Source organism: Pseudomonas sp. yb_2 (assembly GCF_043103905.1).
Lineage (GTDB): Bacteria > Pseudomonadota > Gammaproteobacteria > Pseudomonadales > Pseudomonadaceae > Aquipseudomonas > Aquipseudomonas alloputida.
Window position 1 is genome coordinate 1 of sequence record NZ_JBICKH010000044.1, and the last position, 17612, is coordinate 17612.

Annotated in this window: 21 protein-coding genes; 12 read left to right on the forward strand and 9 right to left on the reverse strand. The window is 62.3% G+C overall.

Features of this window, described 5'->3' with window-relative positions; all coding sequences use genetic code 11:
- Positions 1-255: 255 nt before the first annotated feature.
- On the forward strand, positions 256-1143 hold the full coding sequence (gene rhtA, locus ACF8FB_RS10625; protein ID WP_392509793.1) for a threonine/homoserine exporter RhtA: 888 nt from the start codon (positions 256-258) through the stop codon (positions 1141-1143).
- 192 nt (positions 1144-1335) lie between these two features.
- The gene (locus ACF8FB_RS10630; protein WP_014591706.1) at positions 1336-1617 is read left to right on the forward strand and encodes a hypothetical protein; all 282 of its coding nucleotides are present in this window, start codon (positions 1336-1338) and stop codon (positions 1615-1617) included.
- Between the two features lie 39 nt (positions 1618-1656).
- On the opposite strand, the gene ACF8FB_RS10635 is transcribed toward ACF8FB_RS10630, so the two are convergent.
- Positions 1657-3465, reverse strand: a complete 1809-nt coding sequence (locus ACF8FB_RS10635; RefSeq protein ID WP_392511318.1) for an aminopeptidase P family protein — start codon at positions 3463-3465, stop codon at positions 1657-1659.
- Positions 3466-3685: 220 nt separating this feature from the next.
- Here ACF8FB_RS10635 and ACF8FB_RS10640 point away from each other — a divergent pair, with 220 nt between their 5' ends.
- Positions 3686-4804, forward strand: coding sequence for a DUF3182 family protein (locus tag ACF8FB_RS10640; protein WP_392511319.1), 1119 nt, complete (start codon positions 3686-3688; stop codon positions 4802-4804).
- Positions 4788-5558: a S9 family peptidase gene (locus tag ACF8FB_RS10645; protein ID WP_274147286.1), complete on the forward strand. Its 771-nt coding sequence runs from the start codon at positions 4788-4790 to the stop codon at positions 5556-5558. The genes ACF8FB_RS10640 and ACF8FB_RS10645 overlap by 17 nt, the downstream gene beginning before the upstream one ends.
- Here the strand turns inward: ACF8FB_RS10645 and ACF8FB_RS10650 are convergent.
- Both ACF8FB_RS10650 and ACF8FB_RS10655 read right to left on the reverse strand, forming a co-directional pair.
- Positions 5537-5917, reverse strand: a complete 381-nt coding sequence (locus ACF8FB_RS10650) for an antibiotic biosynthesis monooxygenase (RefSeq protein WP_392511320.1) — start codon at positions 5915-5917, stop codon at positions 5537-5539. The two genes, ACF8FB_RS10645 and ACF8FB_RS10650, sit on opposite strands and share 22 nt — an antisense overlap.
- Positions 5918-5998: 81 nt before the next feature.
- Complete coding sequence (locus tag ACF8FB_RS10655; RefSeq protein WP_104962164.1) at positions 5999-6991, reverse strand: GlxA family transcriptional regulator; 993 nt, start codon at positions 6989-6991, stop codon at positions 5999-6001.
- 82 nt (positions 6992-7073) lie between these two features.
- On the opposite strand from ACF8FB_RS10655, the gene ACF8FB_RS10660 reads away from it, so the two are divergent.
- Positions 7074-7622: a cysteine hydrolase family protein gene (locus ACF8FB_RS10660; RefSeq protein WP_350297612.1), complete on the forward strand. Its 549-nt coding sequence runs from the start codon at positions 7074-7076 to the stop codon at positions 7620-7622.
- A 48-nt stretch (positions 7623-7670) separates the two neighbouring features.
- Here ACF8FB_RS10660 and ACF8FB_RS10665 read toward each other — a convergent pair whose 3' ends face one another.
- The gene (locus ACF8FB_RS10665; protein ID WP_003250134.1) at positions 7671-8234 is read right to left on the reverse strand and encodes a helix-turn-helix domain-containing protein; all 564 of its coding nucleotides are present in this window, start codon (positions 8232-8234) and stop codon (positions 7671-7673) included.
- Between the two features lie 84 nt (positions 8235-8318).
- Between ACF8FB_RS10665 and ACF8FB_RS10670 the strand changes: the two genes are divergently transcribed.
- The 7 genes from ACF8FB_RS10670 (at position 8319) to ACF8FB_RS10700 (ending at position 15477) form a co-directional block, all read left to right on the forward strand.
- Positions 8319-9269, forward strand: a complete 951-nt coding sequence (locus tag ACF8FB_RS10670) for a DMT family transporter (RefSeq protein WP_392511321.1) — start codon at positions 8319-8321, stop codon at positions 9267-9269.
- A gap of 150 nt (positions 9270-9419) precedes the next feature.
- Positions 9420-12335, forward strand: coding sequence for a monovalent cation/H+ antiporter subunit A (locus tag ACF8FB_RS10675; protein WP_012053099.1), 2916 nt, complete (start codon positions 9420-9422; stop codon positions 12333-12335).
- Positions 12335-12679 (forward strand): Na+/H+ antiporter subunit C, encoded by a 345-nt coding sequence (locus ACF8FB_RS10680; protein WP_003250128.1) that lies wholly within the window; start codon positions 12335-12337, stop codon positions 12677-12679. The genes ACF8FB_RS10675 and ACF8FB_RS10680 overlap by 1 nt, the downstream gene beginning before the upstream one ends.
- Positions 12676-14355, forward strand: coding sequence for a monovalent cation/H+ antiporter subunit D (locus ACF8FB_RS10685; protein ID WP_392511322.1), 1680 nt, complete (start codon positions 12676-12678; stop codon positions 14353-14355). Before ACF8FB_RS10680 ends, ACF8FB_RS10685 begins: the two co-directional genes overlap by 4 nt.
- Positions 14352-14840: a Na+/H+ antiporter subunit E gene (locus ACF8FB_RS10690; protein ID WP_010953204.1), complete on the forward strand. Its 489-nt coding sequence runs from the start codon at positions 14352-14354 to the stop codon at positions 14838-14840. The genes ACF8FB_RS10685 and ACF8FB_RS10690 overlap by 4 nt, the downstream gene beginning before the upstream one ends.
- Positions 14837-15115: a K+/H+ antiporter subunit F gene (locus ACF8FB_RS10695; RefSeq protein WP_010953203.1), complete on the forward strand. Its 279-nt coding sequence runs from the start codon at positions 14837-14839 to the stop codon at positions 15113-15115. Before ACF8FB_RS10690 ends, ACF8FB_RS10695 begins: the two co-directional genes overlap by 4 nt.
- On the forward strand, positions 15112-15477 hold the full coding sequence (locus ACF8FB_RS10700) for a Na+/H+ antiporter subunit G (RefSeq protein ID WP_003250107.1): 366 nt from the start codon (positions 15112-15114) through the stop codon (positions 15475-15477). The genes ACF8FB_RS10695 and ACF8FB_RS10700 overlap by 4 nt, the downstream gene beginning before the upstream one ends.
- 12 nt (positions 15478-15489) lie before the next feature.
- Here the strand turns inward: ACF8FB_RS10700 and ACF8FB_RS10705 are convergent, their stop codons facing one another.
- The 5 genes from ACF8FB_RS10705 to ACF8FB_RS10725 all read right to left on the reverse strand — a co-directional run.
- On the reverse strand, positions 15490-15702 hold the full coding sequence (locus ACF8FB_RS10705; RefSeq protein ID WP_010953202.1) for a hypothetical protein: 213 nt from the start codon (positions 15700-15702) through the stop codon (positions 15490-15492).
- The gene (locus tag ACF8FB_RS10710) at positions 15699-16169 is read right to left on the reverse strand and encodes a hypothetical protein (RefSeq protein ID WP_014591718.1); all 471 of its coding nucleotides are present in this window, start codon (positions 16167-16169) and stop codon (positions 15699-15701) included. Before ACF8FB_RS10710 ends, ACF8FB_RS10705 begins: the two co-directional genes overlap by 4 nt.
- Positions 16170-16514: 345 nt before the next feature.
- On the reverse strand, positions 16515-16709 hold the full coding sequence (locus ACF8FB_RS10715; RefSeq protein ID WP_012271507.1) for a hypothetical protein: 195 nt from the start codon (positions 16707-16709) through the stop codon (positions 16515-16517).
- A gap of 178 nt (positions 16710-16887) precedes the next feature.
- Positions 16888-17292, reverse strand: coding sequence for a TraR/DksA family transcriptional regulator (locus ACF8FB_RS10720; protein ID WP_003250099.1), 405 nt, complete (start codon positions 17290-17292; stop codon positions 16888-16890).
- Between the two features lie 35 nt (positions 17293-17327).
- Positions 17328-17612 (reverse strand): hypothetical protein (locus ACF8FB_RS10725; RefSeq protein WP_392511323.1); only part of this gene is annotated, 285 nt, incomplete at its 5' end.

The following is a 17612-nucleotide window of genomic DNA, read 5'->3' on the forward strand; positions in this document are numbered from 1 at the left end:
CTGTCAAGCGTTTATTTTGAAGTTTTTTGCGAGAAACTCGTTTAGCTTCAAACACTTGACTCAACACAGTGGCTAGCTTTTCTTCGCTACCGCGTTGGAGTGGTGCGCATTATAGGGAGGCCATCGAGAAGGTCAACCTTTAATTTCAATGATTTGAAATATTGCTGGTAAAGCCGCTTGAGGGCTACCACCTCCCCCACCAATTGCGCACTATATTGCTCACCATCTCCCCCGCCCAAGGATTGCCGCACTTAAATGAACACCCAACCCCGCAGCCTGGCCGCCACCCTCTTCCCGATCGGCCTACTGCTTATCGCCATGGCATCGATTCAGTCCGGCGCCTCCCTGGCCAAAAGCATGTTCCCGATCGTCGGCGCACAAGGCACCACCACCCTGCGCCTGATCTTCGCCAGCATCATCATGCTGCTTATATTGCGCCCGTGGCGGGTACGCATGACCGCCAACACGTTGCGCAATGTGGTCATCTACGGCATGGCACTGGGCGGCATGAACTTCCTCTTCTATATGGCCCTGCAAACGGTACCAATCGGTATCGCCGTCGCCCTGGAATTCACCGGCCCGTTGGCCGTGGCGATCTTCTCCTCGCGCCGAGCGATCGATTTCCTGTGGATTGCCCTGGCCATCGCAGGCCTGCTGCTGTTGCTGCCGGCAGGTCACAGCGGCCAGGCACTCGACCCCGCGGGCGCCGCCTATGCGCTGGGGGCGGGTGTGTGCTGGGCGCTGTACATCCTGTTCGGGCAACGTGCAGGGGCCGAGCACGGCATCCAGAGCGCGGCCCTGGGGGTGGTGGTCGCGGCCCTGTTCGTCGCCCCCATCGGTATCGCCCACGCCGGTAGCGCTCTGCTCACACCTGCCGTGATCCCCATGGCGTTTGCCGTTGCAATACTGTCCACCGCCCTGCCATACAGCCTGGAAATGGTTGCCCTCACGCGGATTCCGGCGCGCACGTTCGGCACCCTGATGAGCATCGAACCGGCATTTGGCGCATTGTCCGGCCTGCTTTTCCTCGGCGAGGTGCTGACGCTCACTCAATGGCTGGCGATTCTGGCAATCATTACCGCCTCGGTCGGCACCACCCTGTCCATGCGCAAGGCGCCCAGCCCGGCCATCGCAGCAGACTGATATGAGAAATATTTTCATTTGAGAAAGGATTAATGATTGTAGCAGCCTGTCTCGCTGATTAAGCTGTCACAGAATCATCATCTTTACGCTATCTACTGGGCCGAACACGGACGCTGGGGGAAGGTTCAGGAAGAACCGAAGCGACAACGACAGGGTCGTGACAACTGATTTGCCCTGCATTTAAGGACAGGAATGAAACGAATTTTTCTCATCCTGGCCATCTTGGCCATTGCTGGATGTGCCGCCACAGCCAAGACCGAGGTCAAAAGGGGCAAGAAGGGCCTGCATATCAATTGCTCCGGTCTTTCTTCCTCATGGGACAATTGCTACAGCAAGGCCGCAAGCGCCTGCAGCACGCGCGGCTACCGGGTCATTGCGCGCTCGGGCGATAGCGATGAAGAGGCCGGTGACTATTTGTTCGGCATCAACCCGGCGGGTTACACCAGCCGGAGCATGATCATCATCTGTAAATAGAGAAAAGGGCAGTTCGCAAACTGCCCTTTTTCCGCTGCGTTACAGCGGTGCAGTACGCATCTCCAGCCAGGTTAGCGCATCCCCTTGGAGCAAGGGCGCCAGGCGCTCATGTACGCAGGCGTGGTAGCCGTTCAGCCACTCCACCTCCTCCTTGGTCAGCAACTCGGGCAACAGACAGCGGGTGTCGATAGGGCACAGCGTCAAGGTTTCGAACTGCAGGAAGTCACCAAAGGCACTCTTCCCCGCTTCTCGGTTGACCACCAGGTTCTCGATGCGAACGCCCCACAGCCCCGGGCGGTACGTACCCGGCTCGATCGAGCTGATCATGCCCACTTGCATCGCCGTCTGCGGTGCAGGTGCCGCCTGGTAGGCGATCACTTGAGGCCCCTCATGCACGTTCATGAAGTAGCCCACGCCGTGGCCGGTACCATGGCCATAGTCGACCTGGTCAGCCCAGATCGGCGCCCGGGCAATGGCGTCGAGCAACGGCGACAGTACCCCTCGCGGGAACGTGGCACGCGACAAGGCAATCATGCCCTTGAGTACACGGGTGCAGTCCTGCTTCTGAGCCTGGCTGGGGTTACCGACCGGCACCATGCGGGTGATGTCGGTAGTGCCGCCCAGGTATTGACCGCCCGAGTCGATCAGCAGCAAGCCATTACCCTCGATGAGCGCATGCGACTGCTCGGTGGCCCGGTAGTGTGGCATCGCGCCATTGCCATTGAAGGCGGCAATGGTAGAAAAGCTCAGTGACACGAAATTCGGCCGTCGAGCACGCGCGGCACTCAATTGCTCGTCAACCGTCAGCTCGGTGATGACCTCCCGGCCGAGGTTCGCCTCGAACCAGGCGAAAAACTCGCACAAGGCTGCGCCGTCCTGCTCCATGACCTGGCGAATATGCACCAGGTCGTCGTCACCCTTGCAGGACTTGCTCAGCGTGGTGGGGTTTAGCCCCTCGACAAGAACCACCTCTGCCGCCAGGTTGTCCAGCAGGCCGCAGGTGACCCGGGCCGGGTCCACCAGCAGCCGCGCCCCCGCAGGAACGGTGCCTAGCGCCTTGCCTGCTTCGCTGTAGTCGCGCACCTCGATGCCGTCGACCTCCAGCACATGACGCAGGTGCTCGTCCACCTTGTCCTGGCCCACGAACAGGATGGCCTGCTGCTGATTGATCAGGGCAAAGGCCAGGAAAACCGGATTGTAGGAGACATCGCTGCCGCGCAGGTTGAACAGCCAGGCAATGTCATCCAGGGTAGCGATGAAGTGCCAGTCGGCCCCCTTGGCCTGGATGCCCTGGCGCAGTTGCGCGAGCTTTTCCGCCCGGCTCACCGTGGCGTGGGGCGGCAGGTGCTGGTACACCGGGTTACCGGGCAGCGCCGGGCGCCCGTCCCAGATCTGACCCAGCAGGTCCATGTCTGTCACCAGCTGCGCTCCACGCGCCTTCAGCCGCTCAGCCAGCTGGCGCGCCGAAGCCAGGGCCATGACCGCACCATCCACTGCCACGCGACCGTTGGGCTCGACATTTTCGCCCAACCATTCCAACGCCCCGGGTTTGCCCGGCAACAGTTTCATCAGTTCGATGCCGCTGCCCTTCAGCTCCTGAGCTGCCTGCTCCCAGTAGCGGCTGTCGACCCACAGCCCGGCAAAGCCGGGGGTGACCACCAGCGTACCAACCGAGCCATGGAACCCCGAAAGCCACTGGCGCCCCTGCCAGTAACCGGGCAGGTATTCGGATAGGTGGGGGTCGGCCGAGGGGACCAGCAAGGCATCGATGCCCCCTGCCGCCATGGCTTGGCGCACGTGCACCAGTCGCTGCGGCACGCTTTGCTCAAGGGTGGTCTGGACGTTCATGCGCTCTCCTGCGGCTTCATAACGGTTGATCCAATAGACCGATAATGGAACAGCCGCCAGGGCGCTGCAATCGTGACGACCAAGATACGGCATGCCTTGCCCACGACGCCCTGTGCCAATAGGACACTTCCTACAACAGGACCAGGACCACCGATCAAGTTTCCCTGAACTTCCCCAGGACACCGGCTTCACACACAGTACATTCATTGCACACAGGCAAATGACCATGCCCAGTGGCATCGAACCGAAAGCCGGCGTGGTGTTGCTTGACACCCGCGACCACACGCCCGAACACGAGCACGGCGTTCATCTCAAGCTTGCCGAAGGCCTGGCACGTTTGCTGGGCTGCCCATTTATACAGCCCATGCGGCCGCCAGATGCAGCCGATGCCTACTATTATCTGCCAACCGAGACCCTGATCGACCCCAGACGATATGCCGGCTTGGGTATTTGCAGCGAACAGGACCTGTTTGGCGGCATGGTGCCGTACCCCTACATGGCGACCAAGGCGATCTCTCACCCGTTACCCGCCGGGGCCAGCTTCCCGCCAGGCTGGACCGACGACTTCGCCCGACAGGCCAGCGATGCCCTGCTGCGCGGCTACACCGTGTTCAGCAAAGCCGACGCTCGCACTGCCGCACAGTTGCTGCTGCTCGACGGCCCGCTGAGGGTCAAACCGGTACTGGCTTGTGCGGGACGCGGGCAACAGGTCATCACCACTGCAGATGCCCTGGAGCCTCTGCTGGCCGATATGGATGACCACACGTTGGCGCAGTGGGGCCTGGTGCTCGAAGAAGACCTGAGCGAGGTGCAAACCTTCAGCGTCGGCCAGGTGCGCGTCGCCGGCTTGACCTGCAGCTACCACGGCACCCAGCAACTGACACGTGACCATCAGGGTACCGAGGTCTACGGCGGTTCTGAACTGGTGGTGGTACGTGGCGACTATCAGGTGTTGCTACAGCTCCCACTGGACGACCACCTGCGCCTTGCCATCAACCAGGCCATGGTTTACGAACAAGCCGCCGAGCAGCACTTCCCGGGATTTGTCGCCTCACGTCGCAACTATGACATCGCCCGCGGCATCAGCCCTTCGGGCCATCTGTGCAGCGGGGTGCTCGAACAATCCTGGCGCCTGGGTGGTGCCAGCAGTGCCGAACTGTTGGCCCTGCAGGCCTTTGCCGATGACCCCGCATTGCAACGGGTGCGGGCTTCCACCCACGAAGTATTCGGCAACCCCGACCTGCCCGCTGATGCCATCCTCTTTTACCAAGGAAACGACAGTGAACTCGGACAACTCAGCAAATTTGCGCGGATTCGCGACCATGGCCATTCAGAGTGAAACCGTTGAACTGCAGGTCGAGAATGACCGCATCGCCGGCACCTTGGTCAGCCCGGGCACCAAAATGCCGGGCATTCTCTTCGTCCACGGCTGGGGCGGCAGCCAGCAACGTGACCTGGCCCGCGCCCGGCATATCACCGGACTGGGATGCGTGTGCATGACCTTCGACCTGCGCGGTCACGAAAAAACTGAAAGCCAGCGCCTCACGGTCACCCGTGAACAAAACCTGCAGGACTTGCTGGTGGCTTACGATCGACTGGTCAGCCACCCGGCAGTCGACAGCAGCGCCATCGCCATTATCGGCAGCAGCTATGGCGGTTACCTGGCGACTCTGCTGACCCGCGAACGGCCGGTCAGGTGGCTGGCCCTGCGGGTACCTGCCATGTACTGGGATGACGAATGGGGCAGCCCGAAGCAAACCCTTGACCGTCAACGCCTGAATGCCTATCGCCAGCGCCCCCTGGGCCCGGCCGACAACCGCGCGCTGGCCGCGTGCGCCGAATTCGGCGGGGATGTATTGCTGGTGGAGTCCGAGCAGGATGACTACGTGCCGCACAGTACCTTGATGAACTACCGCTCGGCGTTCGTCAACGCCCACTCGCTCACCCATCGCATCGTCGACGGCGCCGACCACGCGCTGTCCAGCGAACAGAGCCAGAAAGCGTATAGCTCGCTCCTGGCGGCATGGATCAGCGAAATGGTCATCGGTGCCCGCCTGGATCGCTACCCGCACTACGCACCTTGGTATGCCTGAGGACCGCCCATCTGGCAATGCAGCACGCCATCGTCCCCGCGCACCAGGCTGCGCAGGGCCTGGTAGGCGGCGAAGTTGACACCGCGTGCCTGATGCTGGCCCAGCAGGTCAAGAAACGATTCCTCGACGAAGTGCACGGCCGCCGCAGCCCAGGCCTGGCGTGACTGCCATTGCAGGTACTGCAACACCCGGCAGCCATCGTCGCTGGCCTGGATGCTCACACCCTGCAGCCCTTCGCAACGCGCAGCCAATGCTTCACTACGCTCCACCAGGGCCTGAGCCAATGCTTGCTGGTACATACTGGGTACTTCGTATTCGATCATCTGGGTGAACCACAAGGCATGAGGTGTTGCCATCATCGACAGTCTCCTGGCTACGTACGCATGCAGCGCGATGCCGAGCAGGGTAAGACCTCAAGTAAAGTCAAGGTCAAGTGATTTCTACAGACCCTGGCCGGATACCGCAAACCGCCGCCGATAGTCACTCGGAGTAAGGCCGATGACACGCTGGAACACCTTGCGAAACGCGCCCGGATCCTGGTAACCGACACCCCACGCGATCTGTTCGACGGTGCGCCGGGTAAACTCCAGCAAGCGGCACGCCCGCCCCACCCTCACCTGCTGGCAATACTCGGTCGGGCGCAGCCCGGTAGCGGCACGAAAGCGCCGCAAGAAAGTGCGCGCCTCCAGCCCCGCGCAGGCCGCCATCGTGGCCAGGTCGGCATCCTGCCCGCCATTGCCCTGCAACCAGTGCTGCACCTTCAACACGGCCTCGTCGCCGTGGTCCAGGCGCGGGTTGAACACAGCGCCGGGCAGCGGCGCCGCGACCGGATCGACGGCCAGATAGCGAGCGGTCTCCTGAGCCACAGTCGCCCCCAAAAAGCGCTCCAGCAAGCGCAAGCCGAGGTCCGTCCAGGCCATCAACCCTGCCGAGGTCACGATGTCACCGTCATCCAGCAACGGCTGCTGGGCCTCAACCCGCACCCTGGGGAAGCGCTGGGCAAGCGCCTGCACATAGTTCCAGTGCGTGCAGGCCGGGCGCCCGTCGAGCAAACCGCTGGCGGCAATGAAAAATACACCGATGCATACCGACGCCAGCACCGTACCACGCCCGTGCAACAGGCAAAGCGGCGCGCGGTGGCGTTCGAGCAATTCGGTTTGTGGGGCCGACTCCAGGCTTGGCGGAATGATCAGGACGCGCAGGCCCGGTACGGTGACAGCAGAGTTATCCGACGCAGGCAACAACTGCCCCGTCTCATCTGCCTGCCAGCAACTGACGCGAATGTGCGGCAGCTCGACGGCCCCCAGTTCGGCCGCCACCCGGTTGGCCACCAGGAACAGGTCGGCCAGGCCATGCACAGCGGCGCGCTGCACGCCGGGGTACAACAGCAAGCCGATATCCAGGTTAGCGCCGGTGTCAGTTTTTGCCCGCATAGTGTCGTTCGCGCCAATCCTCAGGTGAGTGAACACAGCCTATAACTAACGTCTCTCGACGACTACTGCCACAGGAGGCAGCATGAGCAAGCAGGCACTGATCATCATCGACATCCAGAACGACTACTTCCCCGGCGGCAAGTGGCCCCTCGATGGCGTCGACCAGGCAGCCGACAACGCCGCCCGCCTGCTGGCAGCAGCACGCCAGCGCGACGACCTGGTGGTGCATGTGCGGCATGAGTTCGACACTGCCGATGCCCCCTTCTTTGCCCCCGGTTCGCAGGGTGCGGCCATCCACGCCAAGGTCGAGCCATTGCCGGGCGAGCCGGTGGTGCTCAAGCACAAGGTCAACGCCTTTCTCGGTACCGATCTTGAGCACACGCTGGACCGGCATGGCGTCGAGGCGCTGACCATCGTCGGCAGCATGAGCCACATGTGCATTGACGCCGCCGCCCGGGCTGCGGCCGATATGGGCTATCAAGTGACCGTGGCGCACGATGCCTGCGCAACCCTGCCACTGACGTTCGACGGCAAGCAGGTGCCGGCGGCTCATGTGCATGATTCGGCGATGGCGGCGTTGGCGTTTGCCTATGCCAATGTGGTGAAGACCGACGAGCTGCTGAAAAGCTGATCGGCTTGAGACCTTTGGGGCTGCACAGCAGCCCCAAAGCCTGCAGGCTCAAATCGCCACATTGCGCACAAACCGAACAGCCACCACGCCATCGTTACGGTAGGCATACCGGCAGTTACTGGGGAACACATGGAACTGCCCCACCTGCAAGCGATGCTCGACCTCTTCGATGATCAGCGTCAGCTGCCCATCGATCACATAAATCTGCTCGCTCCAGCCTTCGGCGTCGGCCTCACTGTGATAGCACTCCCCCGGTGCCAGGGTCCATTCCCAAAGTTCCACCTCGCGCCTTGCCGGGCTGGTGCCCAGCAACACCGCTCGGCTCTGCGGGTGTTCGCCAGCCCACGCCAGCTCTTCAATGCGCCCGGGGTCGCGCAGGTCTGGCGCCTGGATCAGGGTGCTGAAAGCCACGCCCAAGGCTTCGGCAATCAGGTCCAATGTGGTCAGGCTGACATTCTTCTCGCCCGCCTCGATCGCGACCAGCATGCGCCGGCTGACCCCTGAACGCTCGGCCAGCGCCGCCTGACTCAAGCCGGCGGCGTTGCGCAGACTGCGCACATTGAGGCTGACATGTTGCAGCACCGATGCCCGGTGCGAAGAATCCTTGTGCACTATATTGCTCACTGGTCAAGATTGCGCAGTATACTGCCCACTTTTGCGGCGATTGTGCGCCGCCCTTTCCGAGTGTGCAAGACCATGAACCAGCCCAGCAACAAGCCCACCCCTGCCGTCACCTTCCGCCTGAGCAAGGCCGAACTGGTGCTGGTATTCATCACCATGTTGTGGGGCGGCACGTTCCTGTTGGTGCATAACGTGATGGCCGTCAGCGGCCCGATGTTCTTCGTCGGCCTGCGCTTTGCGGCAGCCGCGCTGTTCGTTGGTGTGGTCTCGGCGCGAGCGCTGCCCGGCCTGACCTTCACCGAACTGAAGGCCGGCATGCTGATCGGCGTGTCGATCATGCTCGGCTATGGCCTGCAGACCATGGGCCTGCAAACCATCAGCAGCAGCCAGTCAGCGTTCATCACTGCGCTGTACGTCCCGTTCGTGCCGCTGCTGCAGTGGCTGGTGCTGGGGCGGCGGCCTGGCCTGATGCCCAGCATGGGTATCTGCCTGGCATTCATCGGCCTGATGCTGCTGGCCGGGCCGGAAGGCGGCAGCCTGCGTTTCAGCGAGGGCGAACTGGTCACCCTGATCAGCGCCGTGGCCATCGCCGGTGAAATCATTCTGATCAGCCGCTACGCCGGTCAGGTCGATGTGCGCCGGGTTACGGTGGTGCAACTTGCGACCGCATCGCTGCTGGCGTTTCTCATGATCGTCCCGACCCAGGAGCGCCTCCCCGACTTCTCCTGGCTGTTGCTTGCCAGCGCAGTGGGCCTGGGCGCAATGAGTGCGGTGATCCAAGTGGCAATGAACTGGGCACAGAAGTCGGTCTCGCCTACCCGCGCCACACTCATCTATGCTGGTGAACCGGTGTGGGCCGGCATCGTCGGGCGTCTGGCTGGCGAGCGCCTGCCTGGCGTGGCGCTGCTCGGCGGCCTGCTGATCGTGGTTGCCGTGGTGGTCAGTGAACTCAAGGTGCGGCGCCCTCGCGAAACCGTCGAAACACGCGATGTGCAGAACCCTGGCGAAAGCCAGGCGGGGCTGTAAAACAGTCAACAGCGGCTATTCTTTGTAAAAAACTGTTATAAAAAAACCGCTTGTCACAGCCGGTTTGTAGGATTCTGCGACAGCTTGCGTGTTGGTGATAAACACCTCGGCACGTATGATTCTTTGCAAACTTCTCCAGAATAGGCCGCTATGTCCTTGATAGTGCTATTGCTTCTGCCGTTCGTGGGCAGTTGCCTGGCAGCCGTGCTGCCGCACAACGCACGTAACGCCGAGTCCATTCTTGCCGGGCTCGTAGCCCTGGTCGGCACCGTCCAGGTAGCACTTCTGTACCCTCAGATTGCCCATGGTGGCGTCATTCGCGAAGAGTTCCTGTGGCTACCCAGCCTGGGGCTGAACCTGGTGTTGCGCATGGACGGCTTTGCCTGGCTGTTCTCGTTGCTGGTACTGGGCATTGGCACGCTGGTATCGCTGTATGCGCGCTACTACATGTCACCGCAAGACCCGGTCCCACGCTTCTTCGCGTTCTTTCTGGCCTTCATGGGCGCGATGCTCGGCCTGGTCATCTCCGGCAACCTGATCCAACTGGTGTTCTTCTGGGAACTGACCAGCCTGTTCTCCTTCCTGCTGATCGGCTACTGGCACCACCGCGCCGACGCCCGTCGCGGCGCCTACATGGCGCTGATGGTAACCGGTGCAGGCGGCTTGTGCCTGTTGGTAGGGGCCCTGCTGCTCGGCCATGTGGTCGGCAGCTATGACCTGGACAAGGTCCTGGCTGCCGGGCATACCATCCGCCAGCATGCGCTTTACCCGGTGCTGCTGCCCCTGATACTCATCGGCGCCCTGACCAAGAGCGCACAGTTTCCCTTCCAGTTCTGGCTGCCCCACGCCATGGCAGCGCCCACACCGGTGTCGGCCTATTTGCACTCGGCCACCATGGTCAAGGCCGGGGTGTTCCTGCTGGCACGCCTGTGGCCGGTACTCTCCGGTAGCGAGGAATGGTTCTGGATCGTCGGCGGTGCCGGCGCCCTCACCCTGCTGCTCGGCGCTTTCGCCGCCATGTTCCAGAATGACCTCAAGGGCCTGCTGGCCTATTCGACCATCAGCCACCTGGGCCTGATTACCCTGCTGCTGGGTCTTAACAGCCCGCTGGCTGCCGTCGCCGCGGTATTCCACATTCTCAACCATGCCACCTTCAAGGCCTCGCTGTTCATGGCCGCCGGCATCATCGACCACGAGAGCGGCACCCGCGACATTCGCCGCCTCAGCGGCCTGATCCGCCTGGTGCCCTACACCGCGACCCTGGCCATGGTCGCCAGCGCCTCGATGGCCGGCGTGCCGCTGATGAACGGCTTCCTGTCGAAGGAAATGTTCTTTGCCGAAACGGTATTCATCAGTTCCACCGCCTGGGTCGAGGCCACGCTGCCGGTGATCGCCACCCTGGCCGGCACCTTCAGCGTGGCGTATGCCCTGCGTTTTACCGTCGATGTGTTCTTCGGGCCGACGGCCCAGGACCTGCCCCATACCCCGCACGAGCCGCCACGCTGGATGCGTGCTCCGGTGGAACTGCTGGTGCTCACGTGCCTGGTCGTGGGCATCTTCCCCACCCAGTCGGTCGGCCCCCTGCTGGCCGCTGCGGCCCTGCCGGTGGTTGGCGGCACCCTGCCGGAATACAGCCTGGCCATCTGGCATGGCTGGAACGCGCCGATGATCATGAGCCTGGTCGCCATGAGCGGCGGCATCGTTCTGTACCTGTTGCTGCGCAAACAACTGCGCCTGGGTCGCTTCCCCTACCCGCCCGTGATCGAGCGCTTCAATGGCAAGCGGTTGTTCGAGCACGGCCAGGTTCACCTGATGTTGCTGGCGCGTCGCATCGAACGCCTGTTCACCACCCGGCGGCTGCAGTCGCAGCTGTTCATGCTGGTATTCGCCGCGTTCCTCGCGGGCCTCACGCCGATGCTCCATAGCGGCCTGAGCTGGGGTGATCGCCCGAAGATTCCGGGTTCCGGGGTATTCGTCGCCCTGTGGCTGATCGCCATTGCCTGCGCCATCGGCGCCGCCTACCAGGCCAAGTACCACCGCCTGGCGGCACTGATCATGGTCAGCGTCTGCGGCCTGATGACCTGCATCACCTTCGTCTGGTTCTCTGCGCCCGACCTGGCACTGACCCAGTTGGTGGTGGAAGTGGTCACCACCGTGCTGATCCTGCTCGGCCTGCGCTGGCTGCCACGGCGTATCGAAGGCGTGTCACCGCTGCCGGGTAGCCTGGAGCGCGCGCGCATGCGCCGCCTGCGCGACTTGCTGCTGGCCGTGCTGGTAGGTGGCGGCATGGCCGTGCTGTCGTACGCCATGCTGACCCGGCCCACGCCCAACGACATTTCCTCGTTCTATTTGAGCCGTGCGTTGCCTCAGGGCGGCGGCACCAATGTGGTCAATGTCATGCTGGTCGACTTCCGCGGCTTTGATACGCTCGGTGAAATCACCGTGTTGGTGGCTGTGGCGCTGACCGTGTTCGCCCTGCTACGGCGCTTCCGCCCTCCGAAAGAGAGCATGCAGTTGCCGGCGCAACAACGCCAGTTGGCGCCAGACGTGGTCACCGACCTGATCAACCCGCGGCATGCCACTGATACCGCGCTGGGCTTCATGATGGTGCCTGCAGCGTTGGTGCGCCTGCTGCTGCCGATCGCCTTGCTGGTGTCGATGTACCTGTTCATGCGCGGGCACAACCAGCCCGGTGGCGGGTTTGTCGCTGGCTTGGTCATGTCGGTGGCGTTCATCCTCCAGTACATGGTGGCCGGCACCCAGTGGGTCGAGGCGCAGATGAGCCTGCGGCCGCTGCGCTGGATGGGTACCGGGCTGCTGTGTGCGACCCTGACCGGGGTCGGCGCCATGCTGCTGGGTTACCCGTTCCTCACCACCCATACCGCCCACTTGCACCTGCCGTTGCTGGGTGATGTGCACGTGGCCAGCGCGCTGTTCTTCGACATCGGCGTATACACCGTCGTGGTCGGCTCGACGTTGCTGATCCTCACAGCCCTGGCGCACCAGTCGGTGCGCGCCTATCGCCCGGGCAACCCGGCAAAAACCAGCCAAGCAGGAGCCGCCTGATGGAAGAAGTGATTGCAGTCGCCATCGGCGTGCTGGCTGCCTCCGGGGTGTGGCTGATCCTGCGCCCGCGTACCTACCAGGTGATCATGGGCCTGTGTCTGCTTTCGTACGGGGTCAACCTGTTCATCTTCAGCATGGGCAGCCTGTTCATCGGCAAGGAGCCAATCATCAAGGATGGCGTTACCCAGGACCTGCTGCATTACACCGACCCGCTGCCACAGGCACTGGTGCTCACCGCCATCGTCATCAGTTTCGCCATGACCGCGCTGTTCCTGGTGGTGCTGCTGGCCTCGCGCGGCCTGACCGGTACCGACCACGTGGATGGCCGGGAGCGTGACGAATGAGTGATCTGAGTCAACTGATTGTCGCCCCCATCCTGCTGCCGCTGATTACGGCGGCGATAATGTTGCTGCTGGGTGAAAAGCACAGGCACATCAAGGCCAGGCTGAACCTGCTGTCTACCTTCTCCGGCCTGGCAATCGCGGCCTGTCTGCTGCTGTGGGTGCGCACCCAGGGCCAGGCAGCGTCGATCGGCGTGTACCTGCCGGGCAACTGGCCGGCGCCATTCGGCATCGTGCTGGTGGTGGACCACCTGTCCGCGCTCTTGCTGACCCTGACCGGGGTCATCGGTTTCAGCGCGCTGCTATTTGCCCGTGCCCGCTGGGACGGTGCAGGGGCCAGCTTCCATGCACTGTTCCAGATTCAGCTGATGGGGCTGTACGGCGCCTTCCTCACCGCCGACCTGTTCAACCTGTTCGTCTTCTTCGAAGTGCTGCTGGCCGCCTCCTATGGCTTGCTGCTGCATGGTTCGGGGCGTGCGCGGGTGCGTGCCGGCCTGCACTACATCGCTATCAACCTGTTTGCCTCGTCGCTGTTCCTGATCGGCGCAGCGATGCTGTATGGCGTGACCGGCACCCTGAACATGGCCGACCTGGCGCTGAAGGTTCCACTGGTACCGGAGGCCGACCGTGGCCTGCTGCATGCCGGTGCGGCAATCCTGGCCGTGGCCTTCCTGGTCAAGGCCGGTATCTGGCCGCTGAACTTCTGGCTGGTGCCAGCTTACGCGTCAGCCAGCGCGCCGGTGGCTGCACTGTTCGCCATCATGACCAAAGTCGGCCTGTACGCCGTGCTGCGCCTGTGGACGCTGCTGTTCTCCGGGCAGGCCGGGGCCTCGGCGCATTTCGGCGGCGAATGGCTGGTTTACGGCGGCCTGGTCACCCTGGCGGTGGCAGCGGTATCGATCCTGGCAGCTCAGCGCCTGGAGCGTATGGCGGCACTCAGTATCCTGGTTTCGGCCGGCACGCTGCTGGGTGCGGTGGGTTTTGCCCAGGCGGCCCTGACCGGCGCTGCGCTGTTCTACCTGGTCAACTCGACCCTTGCACTGTGCGCACTGTTCCTGCTCGCCGAACTGGTCGAACGCTCACGCTCGGCCAATGAAGCGCCGCTGGACGAAGAAGAAGACGCCATGCCGCCGCCACTGGAATCGCTGCACCCGCCCAAGGGCATCAACCTCGACGATGAACAGCAGGTGGTAATCGGCCAGATCATCCCGTGGACCATGGCCTTCCTCGGCCTCAGCTTCATCGCCTGCGCACTACTGATCATCGGTATGCCGCCGCTGTCGGGCTTTGTCGGCAAGCTCAACCTGATCAGCGCGCTGTTCAATCCACTGGGCCTCGGCGTACCGGCCGAGCAGCCCCTGAGTGCCGCCGGCTGGGGCCTGGTGGCGTTGCTGATCCTGTCCGGCTTGGCCTCGCTGATCGCCTTCGGCCGCGTCGGCATCCAGCGTTTCTGGAAGCCCGAAGAGCGCCCGTCACCGGTGCTGCGGCGCTATGAATGCCTGCCCATCGTCATCCTGCTCGGCTTGTGCCTCATCCTCAGCTTCAAGGCCGAGCCGTTGCTGCGCTACACCCAGGACACTGCCGCCAGCCTGCAGGCCCCCGATGCCTATATCAAAGCCGTGATGGCCGCCCAGCCGATTCCTGGCCCCACCTCGCGCGACGTACAGGTGCAGCCATGAACCGACTGTTCCCCGCTCCACTGTTATCGGTCTCGCTGTTTGGCCTGTGGCTGCTGCTGAACCTCTCGGTCAGCCCCGGCAACCTGCTGCTGGGCGCCGCACTTGGCATACTGGCGCCACTGTTGATGGCGCCCCTGCGCCCGCAGCATGCACACGTACGGCGCCCCCTCGCCATCGCCCGCCTCATCTGCCGGGTCGGCATCGATGTGATCACCTCCAACCTGCTGGTGGCCCGTGGTGTGCTGCGGGCCGACAAGCAGCCGCCACGCTCTGCGTTCGTTCACATACCATTGGCATTGCGTGACCCCCACGGCCTGGCAGCGCTGTCGATGATCACCACCGTGGTGCCTGGCACAGTCTGGTCCGAACTGGCACTGGACCGCAGTGTGCTGTTGCTGCATGTGTTTGAGCTGGACGATGAAGCGGCCTTCATACAGCACTTCAAGGACACTTACGAACGCCCGCTTATGGAGATTTTCCAATGACAGGCCTGCTCGCCAATGCCGTCCTCGCCAGCCTGTTCATCTTCGCCCTGGCCATGAGCCTGGCGCTGATCCGGCTGTTCCGTGGCCCGTCCGCCCAAGACCGCGTGCTGGCCCTGGACTACCTGTACATCCTGGCCATGCTCACCATGCTGGTGCTGGGTATCCGTTATGCCAGTGACACCTACTTCGAAGGTGCCCTGCTGATTGCACTGTTTGGTTTCGTCGGCTCGTTTGCCTTGGCCAAGTTTCTGCTGCGCGGTGAGGTGATCGAATGACTGAAGCCCTGGTACTGCCGTTCTGGCTGGAGCTGGTCACCGCCGCGCTATTGCTCACCGGCAGCCTGTTCGCCCTGGTCGGTGCTATAGGCCTGGTACGCTTGAAAGACTACTTCCAGCGCATGCACCCGCCAGCGCTGGCCTCGACCCTTGGTGCCTGGTGCGTTGCACTGGCCTCGATAATCTACTTTTCGTGGCTCAAGGGCACCCCTGTGCTGCACGCTTGGCTGATTCCGATCCTGCTGTCGATTACCGTGCCGATAACCACGCTGTTGCTGGCGCGGGCGGCGCTATTTCGCAAGCGCATGTCGAAAGAGCCGGTGCCTGAAGAGGTCAGCAGCGGCCGAGACCGTGGCAATTGAAGGTTTGCCGTCTCAACCTTGGCTGAGGCGCTGCAACTCGCGCCGGACCATGGCGGCATACGGTGGCGGGCTGAGGCGATAGAGCTCAGCCGCTACCCAAGTCAACCAGGCGCCTTGCAGCTTCTCACGCCCGGCCAGCAAACGTTCTGCCTCAGCCACGGCATCTGCCTGGTGCTGCCGATGAAACTCGGCCCGCGAGGCTGGTGAGTCGTGACTGTCGGTCATTCACTGGCCTTGAAGGTGGTCAGTTCACCCTTGCGCCATTTGGCGACTTTGCCAGTCACTGCTTTAAGCAACTTGCCCAGGCCTTCCTGCACTTGCTGCTGCGCGGCGAATACCAGCATCACGCCATGGCCTTCACGAAATACGATGCCCTCGCCTTCCGGCACAGAAACGAAGGCGTAATCACCTACGCCATACACATTCAACTTGATGTCGCGAAAGCGCATTTCCAGCTTGCCACCTTCGCGGCTGGGCAAAACGGCAGCACGAAAGTGGTCACCGACTTTCAGTTCAAGGCGCTGCTTGTCATCGACCACCAGTGCACTCTCGGTGTCGATTTCGGCCATATACAGGCCTTCGGGACTCTGTTCGGTGACATAGATGAAGCGGCCCTGAAACAGTTGGGCCAATTTACCGCGCAAGTCGCCAAGGGCGAACAACGCATGTGTATCAAGTGTGCTGACTGCCAATGAAGTAATCCTCAACCGGTTACAACCCGCCCTCACCCAAGCTCGGGGAGGCACGGCCATTTCTTATCGATAGGCAAAAAGAGTAATAAAGCGATATGCGAAATGTCTGTGCTCGCTGACGATGCAGCGCGCAGGAATCTTTACTCTGGTTTGCCAGAATCGCCTTCAACCGAAGGCGTTTGGCTCATTCCCGGCTTGGGAAGCGTGATGCCTGAAATCACTCGCCAGAAAACGCAACCAATGGCGTGAGCCTGCTAGAAGACAAGCCCTGGCATCCATGTGCGCATTACTGTAGGACAAATATGCCCGAAAACACCGAAACCCGTCGAGAGGCAATAAACATTTTCAGGCAGCCAGCCCTTTCTTCAGCTGCTGCTGCCAGGCAGCCTGGCACTCAAGCGCTTCTTCGCGCGTGGCGAAGGCGGTGCCGCGACGCTCGCCATTGACCAGCACTACCCAGCAAATACGCTTGCCCAGCGCCTGCAAGGTGGCCGGCACACCCGACCCTATCATCACAGCCACATCGACTCGGCTATTCATCATCCCCTCCGGAATTTAATTAGCACCCTAACGATAAAGCCATGATACGCCTGACAGTGGTGCGGAAACAGCGCATTGCGGTACAGCAGTGTTTCGTAAGGCGCAACAAAAACGGTCTCGTCGAGAAACGCAAAAAGCCCCAGGGATAGCTCCGAGGGGCTTGGCACCACGCGCGGTTTTATACCTGGCGCTGGTGGCGGTCGAGCTGCTCGTGGCGCTCCTGAGCTTCGATGCAGTACTTGGTGGTCGGGCTGATCAGCAAGCGCTTCAGGCCGATAGGCTCACCACTGTCATCGCACCAGCCGAAGCTTTCGTCGGCAATACGGTCCAGGGCCATTTCCAGCTGTGGCAGCAGGCGCTGGTCGCGGTCGATGGCATTTACCAGCCAGCTACGTTCTTCTTCGACCGAAGCCACGTCGGCAGGGTCTGACGGAGTGTCCAGGCCTTCGATGGTGGTGCGGCTGAGTTCGATGCGTTCATGGGTTTCGACTTTCATCGCCTGCAGCAGCTCAGTAAAGAAGGCAAGCTGGTCGGCGTTCATGTAGTCATCGGCCGACATGGCCAGCAACTGTTCCTTGGTCATCGATTTCTCTATGAAAAAATGTGCATTTGGGCGATTCATGTGCCGTCGATGCCTATGCATCGCCAGCGGAATTCTTCAAGCGCCAACCGGCACTCTTTTACAGGGGGCGGCAGTCTAAGGCGCCACGCCGCGTGGAGCAACTGCAAATGGGTGCGAATTTGCTTCCACTGCTCACAATCCGCCGGTCGGCACCCCAGCTCAGCTGCTGTGCCAGTAGTAAACTGAGATTCTGTGCCCATCCACCTGCTGTTGCCGTTGCCGTTGCCGTTGCCGTTGCCGTTGCCGTTGCCGTTGCCGTTGCCGTTGCCGTTGCCGTTGAT

Coding starts and splice junctions, on each gene's coding strand:
- ACF8FB_RS10655 (WP_104962164.1), bottom strand. CDS start 6,991: ATGCGGGCAAAAACTGACACCGGCGCTAACCTGGATATCGGCTTGCTG.
- ACF8FB_RS10685 (WP_392511322.1), top strand. CDS start 12,676: ATGAGTGATCTGAGTCAACTGATTGTCGCCCCCATCCTGCTGCCGCTG.
- rhtA (WP_392509793.1), top strand. CDS start 256: ATGAACACCCAACCCCGCAGCCTGGCCGCCACCCTCTTCCCGATCGGC.
- ACF8FB_RS10670 (WP_392511321.1), top strand. CDS start 8,319: ATGAACCAGCCCAGCAACAAGCCCACCCCTGCCGTCACCTTCCGCCTG.
- ACF8FB_RS10680 (WP_003250128.1), top strand. CDS start 12,335: ATGGAAGAAGTGATTGCAGTCGCCATCGGCGTGCTGGCTGCCTCCGGG.
- ACF8FB_RS10645 (WP_274147286.1), top strand. CDS start 4,788: ATGGCCATTCAGAGTGAAACCGTTGAACTGCAGGTCGAGAATGACCGC.
- ACF8FB_RS10635 (WP_392511318.1), bottom strand. CDS start 3,465: ATGAACGTCCAGACCACCCTTGAGCAAAGCGTGCCGCAGCGACTGGTG.
- ACF8FB_RS10650 (WP_392511320.1), bottom strand. CDS start 5,917: ATGATGGCAACACCTCATGCCTTGTGGTTCACCCAGATGATCGAATAC.
- ACF8FB_RS10630 (WP_014591706.1), top strand. CDS start 1,336: ATGAAACGAATTTTTCTCATCCTGGCCATCTTGGCCATTGCTGGATGT.
- ACF8FB_RS10695 (WP_010953203.1), top strand. CDS start 14,837: ATGACAGGCCTGCTCGCCAATGCCGTCCTCGCCAGCCTGTTCATCTTC.
- ACF8FB_RS10675 (WP_012053099.1), top strand. CDS start 9,420: ATGTCCTTGATAGTGCTATTGCTTCTGCCGTTCGTGGGCAGTTGCCTG.
- ACF8FB_RS10690 (WP_010953204.1), top strand. CDS start 14,352: ATGAACCGACTGTTCCCCGCTCCACTGTTATCGGTCTCGCTGTTTGGC.
- ACF8FB_RS10705 (WP_010953202.1), bottom strand. CDS start 15,702: ATGACCGACAGTCACGACTCACCAGCCTCGCGGGCCGAGTTTCATCGG.
- ACF8FB_RS10720 (WP_003250099.1), bottom strand. CDS start 17,292: ATGACCAAGGAACAGTTGCTGGCCATGTCGGCCGATGACTACATGAAC.
- ACF8FB_RS10700 (WP_003250107.1), top strand. CDS start 15,112: ATGACTGAAGCCCTGGTACTGCCGTTCTGGCTGGAGCTGGTCACCGCC.
- ACF8FB_RS10660 (WP_350297612.1), top strand. CDS start 7,074: ATGAGCAAGCAGGCACTGATCATCATCGACATCCAGAACGACTACTTC.
- ACF8FB_RS10715 (WP_012271507.1), bottom strand. CDS start 16,709: ATGAATAGCCGAGTCGATGTGGCTGTGATGATAGGGTCGGGTGTGCCG.
- ACF8FB_RS10640 (WP_392511319.1), top strand. CDS start 3,686: ATGACCATGCCCAGTGGCATCGAACCGAAAGCCGGCGTGGTGTTGCTT.